Raw genomic sequence first — 16,255 nt, 5'->3', positions numbered from 1 at the left:
TCGGTGGGACATGCATGTTGTATTCCCCGGGGCGGCCGGCGTGGCTGAAGTGGCTGGCAGGTAGTGTATAGCGACGTTCTTTACGCTGGGGCAAAACCGGGGCGCGAGAGTTCCCGCCGATTTCCTGTGCGCACCGGATCGCGTTCGCGCCGATGCTGGTCGCATCGCCCTGACACGCTCGTGCGGCTATGGCTCTGTTACGGGCTGGCGAAGACCGGTTCGACAGGCTGCGCGAGACAGTCGATCAAATTGCCGGGACCGCACAGATGCAACGCCCCGACGACCACCAGCGTACGCTCCGGTCGAGCGAGCAACCCGGTCAGGCGCGCCGCCCATGCGCGATTACGCGCGTCAAGAATCGCATGCCGGATGCCCGGAAGATTGAACATCGGCGACTCGATGGCGATCTGATGCACGGCGAGCAGGTCGCCGTCCAGCCAGGCCGCGTGCATGCGCTCGAGCGTGCGCTGTGGTTCGGCGAGATCAGCCATGAGCAGGCCGAGCGCCGCGCCGACGGCATCGAGCGGAATCGATTCGAGCGCCGCCGCCACCTCCTCCGCGGTCTCGAGATACCGATAAGGTTTGGCCTGCGTGATCGCCGAGCGCAGCATGCGCGGCTCGACACCTTCGACGACCTGCTGGAACAGCGTCGGCGCGACGATCAGCGCAGCCCACGGACGCAGATCCGCGAGCGGCGCCAGTGGTCCATCAACGGGCCATGCCGCGTGAAGTTGCCGCCATGCGTCGGCGGATAGCAAGGGCTGCAGTTGCTCCGCGCTGCCCTGCCCGTCGGCCTTTAGAAACGGCAGGATCGTCGGCGGATCGGACTCGAAGACGAGCGCCTCGGCCCAGTCATAGGCCTCGGCGATCCACGGCGGCGTTCTGCGGCTCGTCGCCGGAAACAGATGCATCGAGCCGAGCAGGCGAACTTGAGTGCCGGTGAGTTGTAGGTACATGCAGCCTCGGTATTGATAGGCAATGACGATGTTCCAGCAGTTGTCGCGAGTGTGCCCGGCCCTGTGCTTTCGCGATACAAAGCATTGCCATCGATTAGAACCGATGACAAGCAATGCTTATGAACGCGAGAATGGCATTGCACACTCTACATTAATGGTAATTGCCGAATGCGCTCAATGCATCGTTCTGTGTATTCAACGATGGGCCAAACAGGTTTGAGAGACTATGAAACGAAGGTGAAGGTGCGGGCAAGGCAAATGGTAAATAAGCATTTGATGCCGGTGGTCGAAGCTGCCGCGCAGCACCGGTCGTTCGCGCCCACTCGAAATGCTGATGATCGCAAGTGAGCGACGTGCTCTGGCTACCCCATAGCCCTGCATCGAAATCCGCAACCGCGCCTGCGCCTCCATCCGCTTCGCCGGCTAAACCGAGACCGAAAAAAGAAAAGCCCCGACAAGTCGGGGCTTTTCTTTACATCAACTACTGGAGGCGCGAGCCGGAGTCGAACCGGCCTAAACGGCTTTGCAGGCCGCTGCATAACCGCTTTGCTATCGCGCCGCAAGCGGACTGGAACCTAGCAACAGATTCGCAGATTTTGTCTGGCGGGCACCCGAAGAACCGGGCCACCAAACAAAAAGGGAAGCGTTGCTTCCCCTTATGTATGGAGCGGGAGACGAGGCTCGAACTCGCGACCTCAACCTTGGCAAGGTTGCGCTCTACCAACTGAGCTACTCCCGCATTGAACTGCTTCACAACGCGCTGCACTTCCACTTGCCAAACAATGCGCTGCTTTAAAAATCTGGAGCGGGAGACGAGGCTCGAACTCGCGACCTCAACCTTGGCAAGGTTGCGCTCTACCAACTGAGCTACTCCCGCATTGTGCTGCTTTTGCCGTGCTATCTGCTGCCTTGTTACTGCAACTGCTCGCTTACTGCCACCGATGTTTCGAACTGCGCGCATCGGAGAAACGAGATTATGGAGAAACGACTGAAACGTGTCAACCCCTTTTGCGAATCTCTTTTACCGAACAGGTTTCACTCATGCGGCAGCGAAGTTCGGACATACACCGCACGCGCTCCACTACGACGAAAACTCAGGCCACGCCGCCCCGTTCGCGGATCTGAGGCCACGCGAGCTTCATGTAGTAGAGCATCGACCAGATCGTCAGGAACGCGGCCAGATAGATGAGCCACAGGCCCCACACGCGCGTGTCGACCACCACGCCGCCGCCAAACGACAGCGGGCCGTAGAACAGCAGCATGGGAATCGCCACCATCTGGCATACAGTCTTGAACTTGCCGAGCGAATTCACCGCCACGCTCTTCGATGCGCCGATCTGCGCCATCCATTCGCGCAACGCCGAGATCGCGATCTCGCGCCCGACGATCACGAGCGCAATCGCCGAATCGATACGCGTGAGTTGCACGAGCACCAGCAACGCGGCGGTCACCATCAGCTTGTCGGCGACCGGATCGAGGAACGCGCCAAATGCCGAGGTCTGATTCCACTTGCGCGCCAGATAGCCGTCGAACCAGTCGGTCAGCGCCGCCAGAATGAAGATGGTCGCGGCCGCCAGATTGCGGTGCGCGGGGCTCATCATCATGTTGGGCAAATAGAACACACCGACGACGAGCGGGATCAGGACGATCCGCAGCCAGGTCAGGAAAATCGGGAAATTAAACGGCATGGGCAGGCGCAGCGTCTGGCAAGGGAGATGCAATTGTGCCGTGTCATAAGGCCTGCCACAAGCAAAGCGGCGGCAAAGCGGCGCGCAGATGTTGCCGCGCGCGCCGCCGCGGCGCTGCTCGAAAGCGGTCGAGCGGCCGGCCGCAACGGCCGCAATCAGTGCAATTGCCGGTAAATCTGCTCCGCGAGCGCCTGCGAAATGCCTTCGACGCTCGCCAGATCCTCGACACTGGCCGCAACCACGCCGCGCAAGCCGCCAAAGCGCGCGAGCAGCCGTTGACGCCGCTTCGCACCCACGCCTTCCAGCTCTTCCAGCCGCGAGGTCTGGCGCGTCTTGGCGCGCTTCGCGCGCATGCCGGTGATGGCGAAGCGGTGCGCTTCGTCGCGGATCTGCGCGACCAGCATGAGTGCGGCGCTCTCCTTGCCGAGTTCGAGCGGCGCGCGGCCGTCGGCGAAAATCAGGGTTTCGAGGCCGACCTTACGCCCCTCGCCCTTCGCGACGCCGACCAGCATGCCGGTATCGAGACCCAGTTCCGTGAACACCTGACGCGCGATTTCGACCTGGCCCTTGCCGCCGTCGATCAGCACGATAGTCGGCAGGATGCCGCCGGCCGCAACCGGCTCCGCGGCGTCCGGCGTGAGCGACGGGTCGGCGGCCGCATCGCTTTGCAACTCGGCGGCTTCGTCAGCGGCGTTTGCGGCGGCTTGCTCGACCATCTTCTCGTACCGGCGCGTGAGCACCTGGCGCATCGCGGCATAGTCGTCACCAGGCGTAATGCCGGTGATGTTGTAGCGGCGGTATTCCGACGACTGCATCTTGTGATGGTGATACACCACGCACGAAGCCTGGGTCGCCTCACCCATCGTGTGGCTGATGTCGAAGCATTCGATACGCAAATGCGCCAGATCGTCGCACTCCATCCCGAGCGTGTCCGTCAGCGCGCGCGTGCGGGCCTGTTGCGAGCCCTGCTCGGACAGCAGGCGCGCGAGCGCGAGCCGCGCGTTCTGTTCGGCCATCGCGAGCCACGCGCGCCGTTGCCCTTGCGGCTGGCGCAGCACCGTGACCTTGTGGCCGGCTTGTTCGATCAGCACGTCGACCAGTTCGCGATCGGCGGGTGCGTGGCTGACCACCAGCACCGGCGGCACGCGGTTGCCCAGGTAATGCTGGGCGATGAATGCTTCGAGGACTTCGGATTCGATTCCACCGGTTGCAGCACGACCTTTGCGCGGCTTTGCGGGTTCGGAGCCGGCTTCGTCGGCTTCTTCGGCGACGTCCTCTTCGTCCTCTTCGTTCTCAGAGGGCATCTCTTGCGCGAGTGCAAGAGCGTCAGTGGCATCGGCCAACCCCGCCGTTTCATCATCGATGACACTGCCTTGCGCGAGCGAGTTCGACGCGAGCGCGACATCGGCCAACGGCGCGCCGTCTTCTTCCAGTCCGCCCTCGTCGGCTGTCAGCGCGCTTTCCACGTGGGCCGGGAAATAGGCCTTGTCGCCGAGATGCCGGCCGCCGCGCACCATCGCCAGATTCACGCACACGCGGCCGCCCAGCGCGACCACCGCGAGAATATCCACGTCGCTGTCGCTGCCGACTTCGATCGCCTGCTGATGCAGCACCGTCGAGAGCGAACTCATCTGATTGCGAACCGCCGCGGCCTGCTCGAACTTCAGCTCGCTCGCGAAGGCATGCATCTTCTGCTCGAGCTCCTTCATCACCTCGCCCTGACGGCCGAGCAGAAAGCGCGATGCGTTGGCGACGTCGCGCGCGTAATCCTCTTCATTGATCGCCGCCACGCACGGCGCCGTGCAGCGGCCGATCTGATGCAGCAGACAAGGCCGCGTGCGGTTGTTGAACACGGAGTCTTCGCACGTGCGCAACTGGAACACGCGCTGCAGAATCTGGATGCTCTCGCGCACCGCCCACGCACTCGGAAATGGACCGAAGTACTGATTCTTGCGATCCACGGCGCCACGGTAATACGCCATGCGCGGAAACTTGTGGCCGGTCAGCTTGAGGTAGGGATACGACTTGTCGTCGCGAAACAGAATGTTGTAGCGCGGCGCGAGTGCCTTGATCAGGTTGTTTTCGAGCAGCAGCGCTTCGGCCTCGGAGCGCGTGACGGTTGTCTCGATGCGCGCAATGCGCGTCACCATCATCGCGATGCGCGGCGACAGCAGCGTCTTGGTGAAGTAGCTCGAGACGCGCTTCTTCAGATCGCGCGCCTTGCCCACGTAAAGCACCGCGCCGTGCGTATCGTAATAGCGATAGACGCCGGGCAGATGCGGCAGTTGGGCGAGCACTTTTTTCGGCTCGAAAACGTCGGTTGCTTCGGGTTCGGTCATGCAGAATCGGTCGGGTGGGACGGTCTCGCGAAGCGTTGCTCCGTTGCCGCGCGCCGCGGTGAACCGGAGGGCGCCATGCGCGCGCAATCGTGAACGAGTGCTTTAGAATCGCCAGTTTAGAACATTCCGCGCGCGTCCGAACCTTGTCGGCTCGAATCGGGACACGCATCGGCGGCAGCTTCGTCATCTTGCGGCAAAGTGCAATGCGGTCGGATCGTTCGCACTGGCTCGCTCCCCTCATCCGTTCGAATCCGCGACCCAGGCCATCATGTCTTCCGCTAAGTCCCAACCCGAGCAAGCCGCCGACACGCCCCCGGCAATCGCCTGCGATATCTTCTGCGCGGTGATCGACAATTTCGGCGACATCGGCGTGTGCTGGCGCCTCGCGCGTCAACTCGCGAGCGAACACGGCTGGCAGGTGCGCGTGTTCGTCGACGACCTGCATGCGTTCCAGAAGCTGTGCCCGTCGCTGACGCTCGACCATGCGCGTCAGACGGTGGGCGGGGTCGTCGTTGAACATTGGCACGAGCCGGCCCATGCGGGCGATACGCTCGAAGTGGCCGACGTCGTGATCGAGGCGTTCGGCTGCGAACTGCCGCCCATTTATATCGCCGCGATGGCGGCGCGCGAGCGCACGCCGGTGTGGTTCAACCTCGAATATCTGAGCGCCGAGGACTGGGTCGCGGATTTTCATCTGCGGCCGTCGCCTCATCCGCGCTATCCGCTGAGCAAGACGTTTTTTTTCCCCGGACTCGGCCCCGGCACCGGCGGCGTGCTGAAGGAACGGCATCTCGACGGCGCGCGGGCGGGTTTTGAAGCGTCGCCCAGCACGCGCGAAGCATGGTGGCGGCAAACCACCGGCCACGCGCCGCCGCCTGCCAGCGCGACCGTCGTCTCGCTGTTCTCCTACGAAAACCCCGCCGTCGACAGCCTGCTCGAACAATGGCGCGACAGCGCGGAGCCGGTTGTCCTGCTCGTGCCGGAAGGCCGCATTTCAGGCTCGGTAGCGCGCTTTTTCGACCTCCCGGCGTTCGGCGCCGGCTCGCATGCGGCGCGCGGCAACCTCAGCGCGCACGCTCTCGCCTTTACCGACCAGCCCGGCTACGACACGCTGCTGTGGGCGAGCGACCTCAATTTCGTGCGCGGCGAGGATTCGTTCGTGCGCGCCCAGTGGGCCGCCAAACCGTTCGTCTGGCACATCTACCCGCAAGCGGACGACGCCCATCTGCCAAAGCTCGACGCCGCGCTCGCGCACTACGCGCGCACCCTGCCCGCCGACGCCCGCGACGCGCTCGCGCGCTTCTGGCACGCCTGGAACGGCACGGGCCGACCGGACTGGACGGAATTCCGGCGTCACCTGCCGGCGCTCAGGCAACGCGCAGCGGCGTGGGCCCGCGAACTGGCTCAAGTGGGCGACCTCGCCGGAAATCTGGCCTTGTTCGCAAAAAGTCAGTTAAAATAAGCGGTTATCCAACGGCCGACGACGCAAGCGCGGCCCGATCGCAACGGCGCAATCCAAACAACTCGCTTTGGCGGCCCGTCAACCTTGGCTTCGAAAGAGGCCAGACATCTCCTGAATCAAAGCGTGATGGGGGAAATGTTAAAAAAGGGACGCATGTTGCGAATCGGCGCCACTCGTGTACACGCCCGCACAGGGTAAAAAAGCAGGTAACGGATTGCTGGGAGTGGCAGAGACCGCGCGTTTGCGGCGCTCCCGCCGCGCCCGGCGGCAAGCCGGCCACGCTTGACTCGCTCGCGACCCGCCGAGCCGCTTCGGCGGTGCGGCACGCAGTGAGCAAAGCGCCGAAGCCGCTTGCGCCGTATGCCGTTGAGCACAAGTTGAAGCTACTTAATTCGTACAGGACAGTTTTATGAAGACCGCACAGGAACTCCGCACCGGCAACGTCGTGATGATCGGCGCAGACGCAATGGTTGTGCAGAAGGCCGAATACAACAAATCGGGCCGCAACTCCGCCGTCGTCAAGATGAAGTTCAAGAACCTGCTGACCGGCGCAGGCATGGAAAGCGTGTATAAGGCCGACGACAAGTTCGACGTCGTCGTGCTGGAACGCAAGGAAGTCACGTACTCGTACTTCGCTGACCCGATGTACGTGTTCATGGACGCCGACTACAACCAGTTCGAAGTCGAAGGCGAAATGATGGGCGACGCCCTTCATTACCTCGAAGACGGCATGGCTTGCGAAGTCGTGTTCTACAACGAGAAAGCCATTTCGGTCGAACTGCCGACCACGCTGGTCCGCGAAATCATCTACACGGAACCGGCTGTCAAGGGCGACACGTCGTCGGGCAAGGTGTTGAAGAACGCCAAGCTGAACACCGGTTTCGAACTGCAAGTGCCGCTCTTCTGCAACATCGGCGACAAGATCGAAATCGACACGCGTACGCACGAGTACCGCAGCCGCGCTTAAGCGCCCTGCTCGCCTGAATCCGGCGCCCCCACTGGGGCGCTGCGAAAAAAATGGCAAAAAAAAGCGCCCAATTTGGGCGCTTTTTCTTTTTTGCGCCGCCGTGTATGGTTAAGGAAAACTTTACCGGCAGTCTTCTCGAAATTGCCACACCGCGCACTCAAATTTTCCCGTATACCATCGAGCAAACCATTGATAAGTCTATATAAATAGTCGTGGCACAGTCCATGCTTGTCTCTGGATACAGCCAATACGGCTTTATCTTCTTCAACTCTGGAGATGCGGCATGAATAACGACATCGCTGAAGGCAAGTGGAAGCAAATGGTTGGCAAGGCCAAGACCGCTTGGGGGGAATTGACCGACGACGAATTGACCAAGGCCGAAGGCCGTGCCGACAAGCTCGCCGGTTTGATTCAGGAGCGTTACGGCAAGACGCGCGAAGAGGCGGAACGCGAAGTGCGGCGTTTCTTCGACAGCAATCGGGATTTCTGACAGCCCGAGTGAAGGAAATACAGGCGCCGGTTCCACGCTTAAAAACGTTGGCACCGGCACTCAGTTTAATCATGCAAAGGACCGGAACCGCTTGAGTCGAATCGCCGCCTTTGTGCCGGTGCCGTGCCTGGTGTGCGCTCCGGCCAATCCTTCTATGTCAGCTGGCCGCTCCTGTATCGCGGCCGCGCTGGCCGAGGCTACGCACGCGGCACAGGATCCGACTCGGCATCCGACCGACAGTACCGGCCAGCATTGCGCTCGTGCCGCGCGCCAACGTATCGGCGCAGCGCATCGGGTATTCCATTCATCTAAAAATTGCGCTCGCCATGCCACACGCCCTGATTGTTGAAGACGATCCTAATAGCCTGTCAGGCCTGTCGGCCATCCTCGCGGCCGACGGCTTTTCCGTCGACACCGCGACGACGATCGCAGAGGCCCGAGCCGCATTGGCGCGCTTCATTCCCGACGTCGTGCTGGTCGACCTGAATCTGCCGGACGGCAGCGGGCTCGACCTGCTGCAGCATCTGCCCGCTCATCCGCCCGGTGGCGCCCTGCCCGTGATCGTGATGACCGGCAATGCGACGGTGGAAAGCGCGATCGAAGGTTTGCGCCACGGCATCTGGGACTACCTGCTCAAGCCGGTCAACATTCCGCGTTTGCGCAGCTTGCTCGCACGCATCCCGCGCCCGTACGAACTGACCGAGGAAGTGCAGACGCTACGCGCGTCGCTGCGTCAACTCGGCCGTTTCGGCTCGATGCTTGGCCGCAGCGGTGCGATCCAGCACGTCTACGACACGATCGAACATATCGCGCCGACTGAAGCCGCCGTGCTGATTTCCGGCGAAACCGGCACCGGCAAGCAAATCGCGGCGCGCACGATGCACGACATGAGCCGGCGCCGCAAAGGTCCGTTCATCACGCTCGACTGCCGGAGCGCGAACAGCGCGGTCGCGCAACGCTCGCTCGAAAGCCAGCTGTTCGGTCACGAACGCGGTGCGTTCAACGGCGCCGAGCAGCGCGAACCGGGCCTGTTCGAACAGGCGAGCGGCGGCACGCTGTTCATCGAAGAAATCGCCGAATTGCCGCGCGCCCAGCAGGAAGCCCTGCTGCGCGCGCTCGACTCGCAGACCTTCATGCGGGTCGGCGGCACGAATCAGGTGGTGACGGACTTCCGTCTGATCGCGTCGACGCGGAAGGCGCCGCGCGCGGCGGTAGCCGACGGCAGCCTGCACGAAGACCTGTCGCTGCGCCTCGAAGCCGCCGCCGTCACGCTGCCGCCGCTGCGCGAACGCGGTGAGGATCCGGCGTTGATCGCCCAAGCGGTCGTCGACGAGTTGAATCACGAAGGCTTGACGCGCGGCACGGCGGAGGTCGCCAAGCAGGTCGCGCCGAATTTCCTGCGCGAGTGTCTCGCTTATGAATGGCCAGGCAATGTGCGTGAGCTGCAGGAGCGTGTGCGGCGCGCGTATCACGCGTCCGGCGACGTGCTGGAGTCGTTGCGCGCCGACGAGGCCGGCTCGGCGAATGGCCGCGATCTGAACGGCAGCCGCGTGCAGGTCACCGTGGGCACACCGCTCGCGGACGTCGAGGAAATGCTGATTCGCGCCACGCTCGATGCCGTCGGCGGTACGCGTCACCGGGCGGCGTCGCTGCTGGGCATCAGTCCGAAGACGCTGTACAACAAGCTGCAACGCATGCGTTTGAACTAACAGCCGCAGCGATCGTTTGCGGTTCGCTTTGAGCAAGAAAAACGGCGCCTTCAAATATGAAGGCGCCGTTTTTTTTGCGGCACTTGCCGAGTGGCTACGCTGCCCTATGCAAATGCGCTACGCAGCAGCGCCTGCGCTTGCAGATATTGCGGATCGGCGACCAGCTTGCTCCACTTCAACGCTTTGCCGCGCGGCCGCATGCGCTGCAAGCGCCGTTGCGATTCCTTCGACGGCGTGAAGCGCAGCGCATCCAGCACCTTCTCCGCTTCGGCCGGCTGATTGCAGATCAGCACCATGTCGCAACCGGCCTGCAGCGCGGCGGTGGCGCCTTCGGTCAAGGTGCCGCCCTGTCGCGCGGCTTCCATCGACAGATCATCGCTGAAAATCGCGCCTTCGAAGCGCAGCTTGCCGCGCAAAATGTCTTGCAGCCAGACTCGCGAGAAACCCGCCGGTTTCGAATCGACCTGCGGATAGATCACATGCGCGGGAATCACAGACCCCAACGACAGGCCGAGCCAGTCGTACGGCGCCACGTCGTCGCGCAGAATCGCCTCGAGCGGACGGTCGTCGACCGGCATGGCGACATGCGAATCCGCCTGTGCGAAACCGTGCCCCGGGAAATGCTTGCCGCAATTGCTCATGCCGGCCAGCGCGAGCCCGTGGTTCAGGCTCTTGGCAAGCAACGCCACCACGCGCGGATCGCGGTGGAACGAGCGGTCGCCGATCACCTGCGATTGGCCGTAGTTCAGATCGAGTACCGGCGTAAAGCTCATGTCGATGCCGCACGCGCGCAGTTCCGTCGCGAGGATATAGCCGATGGCCGTCGTCACTTTGGTCGCGTGCAGCACATCGCTGTCCCACAACGTGCCGAGCTTGCCCATTGCGGGCAGCACGGTGAAACCGTCGGTGCGAAAGCGCTGCACGCGCCCGCCTTCGTGATCGACGGCGATCAGCAGATCGTCGCGAATGCCTCGGATCGAATCGGTCAGCGCGATCAGTTGCGCGCGACTCTCGTAGTGGCGCGCGAACAGGATCACGCCGCCGGTCATCGGATGGGCAAGGCGGCGCTTGTCGTCGTCGTTCAGCGTTGTGCCGACCACGTCGAGCATCACCGGTCCGGGAATGGTTTTCATCGATTTGCGTTGGAAAAAAAGCTTTGGAGCAAGGAGAGACGCGGCAGACTCTCGCCGCGTTCAAGGTATTTTTTATTCGGCGGCGGCGGCGGGCGTACCCGCTTGCGCGGTTTCCGCAATCACGAACGACACCGCGTAGTCGCGTTCGTCGCTGATCGTCACGCGCGCCGTGATGCCGCGCGCGTCGAGCCACTCGGCCAGTTCGCCGGACGCGACCACCATCGGTTCGCCGCTCGGCTTGTTGAGCGTTTGCAGCGCGCGCCAGGTCATCGGCCAATGCATGCCGAGGCCGATCGCTTTCGAAAACGCTTCTTTCGCCGAGAACCGCGTGGCGAGAAACGCGAGACCGCGCGCCGCCGAACGCGCATGACGCGCGTGATAGACACGCAGTTCGTCCGGACCGAGCACCTTCTCGGCGAAGCGGCCGTTGGTGCGCGTCATGACCGCGGCTACGCGGCTGACCTGGACGATGTCCGTGCCGATGCCGTAGATTGCCATGGGCGGGCCGCCGTACTACGCGCGCGCGCCGAGACGCGCGGCGACCATGATCGCCTTCATCTCGCGCACTGCGTTATCCCAGCCGGCGAAGATCGCGTGCGCGACGATCGCGTGGCCAATATTCAGTTCGTCGATGCCCTCGATCGCGGCGATCTGCTGCACGTTCGTGTAGTGCAGACCGTGGCCGGCATTGACCTTGATGCCGAGCGTCCTGCCGAATTCGACGGCACGCACCACGCGCTCGAATTCACGCTGCTGTTCGGCGGGATCGTGGGCTTCGGCGTAACGGCCGGTGTGCAGTTCGATCACCGGCGCGCCGGCTTCGTGCGCGGCGCGAATCTGCGTTTCGTCCGGATCGATGAAGAGCGACACGCGCGAGTTCGCGTCGGCAAGTTGCTTGCACGCGGCGCGCACGGCTTCGAACTGGCCGGCGACGTCGAGCCCACCTTCCGTGGTCAGTTCCTGACGCTTTTCCGGCACGAGGCACACGTCGTGAGGCTGCACTTCACACGCGATGTCGAGCATTTCCTGCGTGACCGCGCATTCGAGATTCATGCGCGTCTTCAGCAGCGGGCGCAGCTTGCGAACGTCGGCGTCGACGATATGGCGGCGATCTTCACGCAGATGCAGCGTGATGACGTCCGCGCCGGCCTCTTCGGCCATCAGCGCGGCGCGAATCGGATCGGGATACGAGGTGCCGCGCGCGTTGCGCAGCGTGGCGACGTGATCGATATTCACGCCCAGATCAATCACATTCGGCGACGTAAGAAAGAAGCTCATAAGTTCTGCAAGTCGATCAGGATCTGGCGCGTCGCGAGCGGCGTGCCGCCAAGGTAAGTGTTGAGCAGAAAGCGCATCAGCGTTTTGCTTTGCGCGACGGTCTGCGCTCGATGGTAATCGTCCTGCTCCATGTCGAGCAAGGTTTGACCCGCGATCACCGGCCAAAGCGCTGGCAGATCGTCGGAGGCTTCGCGCACGCCGCGCTCCGGATCGAACACGTAGCGGCCTTCGGCCAGCACCGCTTTGCGCGCGACGGTGCGATCCAGCGCCATTGCGTAGCCGGTTTCGCGCAGCAGCACGCGCTCGAACGAACGCAGCACCTGCACGGGCGGCTCGTCGTGCGCGAGACGGGTCATCGTAACGACGTAGTGATGGAACAGTTGCGGATGCGGATCTTCGCGCGCGCAGAACTTGACCAGCAGTTCGTTGACGTAAAAGCCGCACAGCAGCGCGTCGCCGGCCAGCGGCAACATGCCGCCGACCCATTCGGCGCCGGTCAGCGTACGCACCTCCGACTTGCCCGACCACGACAGCGCGAGCGGCTGGAACGTCTGCAACACGCCGCGCAGCGCGGAGTGCGGACGCTTCGCGCCCTTCGCGACGAGCGCGAGACGGCCGTGATCGCGCGAGAGCACGTCGATGATCAGACTGGTCTCGCGATACGGATAGCTATGGAGAACGAAGGCGGGCTGCTCCGCGATCCGGTAGTCGGACGCGGAGGTGCGCGGCGCGCGGCGAGTTGGCGTTTTACGCGGCTCGCCCTCGGCGCCCTGCGCGCTTTTACTCGATGAAGATTTTCGGGTGCTACGCGCGGGTTTGGACGGCTCGCGTGCCGGCGCGGCCGGCTCCGAATCGTCCGGGTCCGCGTCGGAATTCAGCGTCATCCACGCGTCATTCGTACCCATACGCACGAAGTCCGGCTTCGTTGTCGGCCCAGCCGCTCTTCACCTTGATGAAGGTTTCCAGATACACCGGACCGTCGAAAAGCTTTTCCATATCGAGGCGCGCCTCAGTGCTGATCTGTTTCAGCTTGGCGCCCTTCTGGCCGATGATCATCGCCTTATGCGTGTCGCGGTCGACCATGATGGTCGCGAAAATGCGGCGCAGACGCCCCTCGGTTTCGAACTTGTCGATCAGCACGGTGCTCGTGTACGGCAGTTCGTCGCCGGTCCAGCGAAACACTTTTTCGCGCAGGATTTCAGCGGCAAGGAAGCGCTCGCTGCGATCGGTCAGGTCGTCTTCGCCGTAGATCGGCGCGCCTTCCGGCAGGAAAGGCTTGACGGTCGCCATCAGACGTTTGATGTCGTCGGGATGTTTCGCCGACAGCGGCACGATTTCGGCGAACTTGTGCAGCGCGCTCACCTGCTGCATGAACGGAAACAGCGAATCCTTATCGGTCACGCGATCGAGCTTGTTCGCGATCAGCAGCGTGGGCACCGACGGCGGGATCAGGTCGAGCACCTTCTGATCGTCCGGGCCGAAACGGCCGGCTTCGATCACGAACAGGATCGCGTCGACGGAAGTCAGAGTGGACGTGACCGCGCGATTCAGCGAACGGTTCAGCGCGCCGCTGTGCTTGGTCTGAAAACCCGGCGTGTCGACGAAAATGTATTGCGCATCTTCGAGCGTGTGGATGCCCGTGATGCGATGGCGCGTGGTCTGCGCCTTGCGCGACGTAATACTGACTTTCTGGCCGACCAGCGCATTCATGAGCGTGGATTTGCCGACATTGGGACGGCCGACGATCGCGACCATGCCGCAGCGGAAACCAGGGGGAGTGGGAGTGTTCATATTGGGCTACGGCAAGTTCGGCTCGACGCGCGGGAATGGCGCGCCGATGGCAATCAATCAATGGCCCGCGTCGGCGACGCGCGTTTGCACCGCGTCGGCTACGCCGGGTTCGTGTTCGGTCGGCGCCGCCGCTGCGCTCGGCACGGGCGCGGCGGAACCGGGGGTCGCCTCGCGGCCGCGGTGCTTGTCGACGCTACGGACGGCTGCGGTTTCTGGCCTGGCTTCCGGTTTGCCTTCCGGCTGCACGTCGGGTTTGGCTTCGGCAGATTTCGCCTGGGCGAGTTTGGCGTCGGCGGGTTTCGTGTCCGGCAACCTGGCTTCACCCTTCTCGGCAGTTTTGTCTGCCGGTCTGTCGCTCGCGTCAGCGGCCGTCTTGTCTGCCTTCTCGGCGCGCTCGGATTTGTCCTGTCCGCTGTACTCCACGTGCGCGGCGCGAATCACCGCCAGCGGCGCGAGTGCGGCCGCGAACGCGGGGCGTTCTGGCACCGGTTCCGCCACGGCAGCCTGTGCGCGCGATTCACCGCGCCCCGCTCCGCGCTCGCTCTTGCGATCCGGACTACGCAAATCCAGCGCGGCTTGCACGCCCGTTACACCGGGCACGATCTCCGGCTCGGCATGCTTCGCCGCGCGAGCGCCTTTCGAGCGCTTGGGCTTGGCGACCACGGCGGGCGCCGCAGCCATGACCTCGTCGAGCGCTTTCTTGGCCGCCGCCTGTTCTGCCGCGCGACGGCTGGCGCCGGAACCGGAGACTTTTACGTCCAGCTTAGGCACCGTGCATTCGACTTCGAATTGCTGATTGTGCGCCGCACCATGCGTCGCGACGACCGTATAAGTCGGCAGCGCGATCTTGTGGCCTTGCAAATACTCTTGCAGCAGCGTCTTGGCATCCTTACCCAGCGTGCGCGGGTCGATGTGATCCAGAATCGGCACGTAGAGGCGCTTGATGACCGTCTGGGCGGCGTCGAAGCCACCGTCGAGGAACACTGCGCCCAGCACCGCTTCGAGCGTGTCAGCGAGGATAGAGGGCCGGCGGAAGCCGCCACTGCGCAACTCGCCTTCTCCAAGCCGCAAGCCTTCTGAAATATTCAGGGCTTGAGCAATTTCGTAAAGCGACTGCTGTTTGACCAGATTGGCGCGGACGCGCGACAGGTCGCCCTCGTCCAGTTTGCCGAAACGTTGGAACAAAAGCGCGGCCACCGCGCAATTTAGAACAGAATCGCCGAGAAACTCGAGCCGTTCATTATGCGTGGAACTGTGACTGCGGTGCGTTAAAGCCTGGCGCAACAATTCCGCATTGCGAAATTCGTAGCGCAGACGGCTTTCCAACGGAGATAGGGGCATGGGCAGAGTATAACGCGGGCGCCAGACCCGGCGAAAACGCGGGGCGGCCAGCGGAAAAAGCGTGGTGAAGCGACGTTACCGCAGGATCTTAAAGTAGCGTGATAACACGCCGCGGCCCACGTGACCTGGTGAAGGCCAACTGCGAGTCAACCACGCGGCGTGTCGTGCAATCAACGCATACGAACTCAGTTGAACGAGCCGATGCGTTTCAGATTGCTGAAGTTCATCCAGATGAAAAACGCGCGGCCGACGACATTCTTGTCCGGCGCGAAACCCCAGTAGCGACTATCCGCGCTGTTATCGCGGTTGTCGCCCATCATGAAGTAGTTGCCCGGCGGTACCTTGCAGATCACGCCGCGTGCGTTGTACGTGCAGTTGTCGCGATACGGATAATCTTCGGCGCCGACGATGAACGGCGGCACGGCGGGATTGTTCAGAATCGCGTTCTTGCGGCCGTCCAGATCCTCTTCGAACTGCTTCGCGTAACCCATGCGTTCGTCGTCGAGATAATCGGGCAGCGGCGTTTCCGGCACCGGCTTGCCGTTGATCGTGAGCTGCTTGTCTTGATACGCGACGGTGTCGCCCGGCAAGCCGATCACGCGCTTGATGTAGTCGACCGATTCGTCTTTCGGGTAACGGAACACCACCACGTCGCCGCGTTGCAGCGGACGGCCTTCGGTGATTTTCGTGTTGGTGATCGGCAGACGGATGCCGTAGTCGAATTTATTCACGAGGATGAAGTCGCCCACCAGCAGCGTCGGCACCATCGAACCCGAAGGAATCTTGAACGGCTCGACCACGAACGAGCGCACCACGAACACCACCAGAATCACCGGGAAAAAGCTCGCCGAATACTCGAGCCACCACGGTTGGCGCAGCTTGTCGTCACGCAGACGCGCGCGCGTTTGCGCCGCGTTTTCGTCGGCGAAACGCTCGCCGATGCGCGCCTGCTGGCGGTCGAACTCGGCGACCGCGGCTTCCGCCGCGCGGCGCCGTTGCGGCATGAAAACCAGTTTGTCTGCGACCCATGCGACGCCCGTCAAAATGACGAGCACAAAAAGAATCAGCGCAAAATTCATAGAGTTCCGTTGTTCGTCTTCG

14 protein-coding genes and 3 tRNA genes are annotated in these 16,255 nt (G+C 62.9%); 4 read left to right on the top strand and 13 right to left on the bottom strand.

Annotated features, from left to right (window positions below):
- Positions 1 to 197: 197 nt before the first annotated feature.
- The 6 genes from B0G71_RS03330 to uvrC form a co-directional block, all read right to left on the bottom strand.
- Complete coding sequence (locus B0G71_RS03330; protein ID WP_116139719.1) at positions 198 to 956, bottom strand: TraB/GumN family protein; 759 nt, start codon at positions 954 to 956, stop codon at positions 198 to 200.
- A 485-nt stretch (positions 957 to 1,441) separates the two neighbouring features.
- Positions 1,442 to 1,515: transfer RNA gene (locus B0G71_RS03325), tRNA-Cys, on the bottom strand.
- A gap of 104 nt (positions 1,516 to 1,619) precedes the next feature.
- Positions 1,620 to 1,695: transfer RNA gene (locus tag B0G71_RS03320), tRNA-Gly, on the bottom strand.
- Positions 1,696 to 1,757: 62 nt separating this feature from the next.
- Positions 1,758 to 1,833: transfer RNA gene (locus tag B0G71_RS03315), tRNA-Gly, on the bottom strand.
- Positions 1,834 to 2,050: 217 nt separating this feature from the next.
- Positions 2,051 to 2,644 (bottom strand): CDP-diacylglycerol--glycerol-3-phosphate 3-phosphatidyltransferase, encoded by a 594-nt coding sequence (gene pgsA, locus B0G71_RS03310; protein WP_116139717.1) that lies wholly within the window; start codon positions 2,642 to 2,644, stop codon positions 2,051 to 2,053.
- 155 nt (positions 2,645 to 2,799) lie between these two features.
- A complete protein-coding gene (gene uvrC / locus B0G71_RS03305; RefSeq protein ID WP_116139715.1) occupies positions 2,800 to 4,983 on the bottom strand; it encodes an excinuclease ABC subunit UvrC in 2,184 nt (727 codons plus the stop codon).
- A gap of 268 nt (positions 4,984 to 5,251) precedes the next feature.
- Here uvrC and earP point away from each other — a divergent pair, with 268 nt between their 5' ends.
- From earP to B0G71_RS03285, 4 genes are all read left to right on the top strand, one after another.
- Positions 5,252 to 6,445 carry an elongation factor P maturation arginine rhamnosyltransferase EarP gene (gene earP, locus B0G71_RS03300; protein ID WP_116139713.1) on the top strand — a complete coding sequence of 398 codons (1,194 nt, stop codon included), beginning with the start codon at positions 5,252 to 5,254 and terminating at the stop codon, positions 6,443 to 6,445.
- A gap of 409 nt (positions 6,446 to 6,854) precedes the next feature.
- A complete protein-coding gene (gene efp, locus B0G71_RS03295; RefSeq protein ID WP_012433870.1) occupies positions 6,855 to 7,412 on the top strand; it encodes an elongation factor P in 558 nt (185 codons plus the stop codon).
- Positions 7,413 to 7,695: 283 nt separating this feature from the next.
- Positions 7,696 to 7,902: a CsbD family protein gene (locus B0G71_RS03290; RefSeq protein WP_012433871.1), complete on the top strand. Its 207-nt coding sequence runs from the start codon at positions 7,696 to 7,698 to the stop codon at positions 7,900 to 7,902.
- A 326-nt stretch (positions 7,903 to 8,228) separates the two neighbouring features.
- Positions 8,229 to 9,611, top strand: a complete 1,383-nt coding sequence (locus B0G71_RS03285; protein WP_116148300.1) for a sigma-54 dependent transcriptional regulator — start codon at positions 8,229 to 8,231, stop codon at positions 9,609 to 9,611.
- A 104-nt stretch (positions 9,612 to 9,715) separates the two neighbouring features.
- On the opposite strand, the gene nagZ is transcribed toward B0G71_RS03285, so the two are convergent.
- From nagZ to lepB, 7 genes are all read right to left on the bottom strand, one after another.
- Positions 9,716 to 10,744, bottom strand: coding sequence for a beta-N-acetylhexosaminidase (gene nagZ / locus B0G71_RS03280; protein ID WP_116139711.1), 1,029 nt, complete (start codon positions 10,742 to 10,744; stop codon positions 9,716 to 9,718).
- Between the two features lie 72 nt (positions 10,745 to 10,816).
- Positions 10,817 to 11,242, bottom strand: a complete 426-nt coding sequence (gene acpS, locus B0G71_RS03275) for a holo-ACP synthase (protein WP_116139709.1) — start codon at positions 11,240 to 11,242, stop codon at positions 10,817 to 10,819.
- Between the two features lie 15 nt (positions 11,243 to 11,257).
- Complete coding sequence (pdxJ, locus tag B0G71_RS03270; RefSeq protein ID WP_106283753.1) at positions 11,258 to 12,022, bottom strand: pyridoxine 5'-phosphate synthase; 765 nt, start codon at positions 12,020 to 12,022, stop codon at positions 11,258 to 11,260.
- Positions 12,019 to 12,927: a DNA repair protein RecO gene (recO, locus tag B0G71_RS03265; RefSeq protein ID WP_116139708.1), complete on the bottom strand. Its 909-nt coding sequence runs from the start codon at positions 12,925 to 12,927 to the stop codon at positions 12,019 to 12,021. The genes pdxJ and recO overlap by 4 nt, the downstream gene beginning before the upstream one ends.
- Entirely contained in the window at positions 12,914 to 13,813 is a 900-nt protein-coding gene (gene era / locus B0G71_RS03260) for a GTPase Era (RefSeq protein WP_106283755.1), read from the bottom strand. The genes recO and era overlap by 14 nt, the downstream gene beginning before the upstream one ends.
- Positions 13,814 to 13,870: 57 nt before the next feature.
- Positions 13,871 to 15,154: a ribonuclease III gene (gene rnc / locus B0G71_RS03255; protein ID WP_116139706.1), complete on the bottom strand. Its 1,284-nt coding sequence runs from the start codon at positions 15,152 to 15,154 to the stop codon at positions 13,871 to 13,873.
- 185 nt (positions 15,155 to 15,339) lie between these two features.
- Positions 15,340 to 16,233, bottom strand: coding sequence for a signal peptidase I (gene lepB, locus B0G71_RS03250; RefSeq protein WP_116139704.1), 894 nt, complete (start codon positions 16,231 to 16,233; stop codon positions 15,340 to 15,342).
- Positions 16,234 to 16,255: the final 22 nt, after the last annotated feature.

The organism is Paraburkholderia sp. BL27I4N3, assembly GCF_003386115.1.
Taxonomy (GTDB): Bacteria; Pseudomonadota; Gammaproteobacteria; order Burkholderiales; family Burkholderiaceae; genus Paraburkholderia.
This window is presented reverse-complemented; position numbering and strand designations above follow the sequence as displayed.

What these genes read in the sequence shown, in the direction of transcription:
- B0G71_RS03330 (WP_116139719.1), bottom strand. Translation starts at nt 956, where the DNA reads ATGTACCTACAACTCACCGGCACTCAAGTTCGCCTGCTCGGCTCGATG.
- pgsA (WP_116139717.1), bottom strand. Translation starts at nt 2,644, where the DNA reads ATGCCGTTTAATTTCCCGATTTTCCTGACCTGGCTGCGGATCGTCCTG.
- uvrC (WP_116139715.1), bottom strand. Translation starts at nt 4,983, where the DNA reads ATGACCGAACCCGAAGCAACCGACGTTTTCGAGCCGAAAAAAGTGCTC.
- earP (WP_116139713.1), top strand. Translation starts at nt 5,252, where the DNA reads ATGTCTTCCGCTAAGTCCCAACCCGAGCAAGCCGCCGACACGCCCCCG.
- efp (WP_012433870.1), top strand. Translation starts at nt 6,855, where the DNA reads ATGAAGACCGCACAGGAACTCCGCACCGGCAACGTCGTGATGATCGGC.
- B0G71_RS03290 (WP_012433871.1), top strand. Translation starts at nt 7,696, where the DNA reads ATGAATAACGACATCGCTGAAGGCAAGTGGAAGCAAATGGTTGGCAAG.
- B0G71_RS03285 (WP_116148300.1), top strand. Translation starts at nt 8,229, where the DNA reads ATGCCACACGCCCTGATTGTTGAAGACGATCCTAATAGCCTGTCAGGC.
- nagZ (WP_116139711.1), bottom strand. Translation starts at nt 10,744, where the DNA reads ATGAAAACCATTCCCGGACCGGTGATGCTCGACGTGGTCGGCACAACG.
- acpS (WP_116139709.1), bottom strand. Translation starts at nt 11,242, where the DNA reads ATGGCAATCTACGGCATCGGCACGGACATCGTCCAGGTCAGCCGCGTA.
- pdxJ (WP_106283753.1), bottom strand. Translation starts at nt 12,022, where the DNA reads ATGAGCTTCTTTCTTACGTCGCCGAATGTGATTGATCTGGGCGTGAAT.
- recO (WP_116139708.1), bottom strand. Translation starts at nt 12,927, where the DNA reads ATGGGTACGAATGACGCGTGGATGACGCTGAATTCCGACGCGGACCCG.
- era (WP_106283755.1), bottom strand. Translation starts at nt 13,813, where the DNA reads ATGAACACTCCCACTCCCCCTGGTTTCCGCTGCGGCATGGTCGCGATC.
- rnc (WP_116139706.1), bottom strand. Translation starts at nt 15,154, where the DNA reads ATGCCCCTATCTCCGTTGGAAAGCCGTCTGCGCTACGAATTTCGCAAT.
- lepB (WP_116139704.1), bottom strand. Translation starts at nt 16,233, where the DNA reads ATGAATTTTGCGCTGATTCTTTTTGTGCTCGTCATTTTGACGGGCGTC.